Source organism: Bacillus sp. SIMBA_074, assembly GCF_046534555.1.
In the GTDB taxonomy this organism is placed as follows: domain Bacteria; phylum Bacillota; class Bacilli; order Bacillales; family Bacillaceae_G; genus Bacillus_A; species Bacillus_A mycoides.
Genome location: NZ_JAWRYM010000457.1, coordinates 1 through 275, shown reverse-complemented (window position 1 = coordinate 275; position 275 = coordinate 1). Strand labels below are relative to the sequence as shown.

Annotated in this window: 1 protein-coding gene; it reads right to left on the bottom strand. The window is 40.7% G+C overall.

Features of this window, described 5'->3' with window-relative positions:
• Window positions 1–275 (bottom strand): YqhG family protein (locus tag SB773_RS31565; protein WP_410594256.1); only part of this gene is annotated, 275 nt, incomplete at both ends.

Here is a 275-nt window from a genome sequence, read left to right as displayed (position 1 = left end):
CCAGCTTTTTTGTTGATTGAATAATCTGATGGAGCCGAGGGGAGCCAAAATGAATCATTTCTCCCTTTAGGTCGGGTGGGGCTTGTTCTGGATCGGTAATGAAAGTCATCTGGGCTGGGTTCGGAATGCCACCCGTTTTTTCCAGGTAGTGCCAATAAAAGGGCCGGTTCATTAATTCTTTATCCATTTCTATCGTTAGTTGAACTGTAAGGTGGGTTGGTTTATTATCCAGTATTTCACATTCATTGGCTTTAAAGTAAGTTATTAAAAAATCA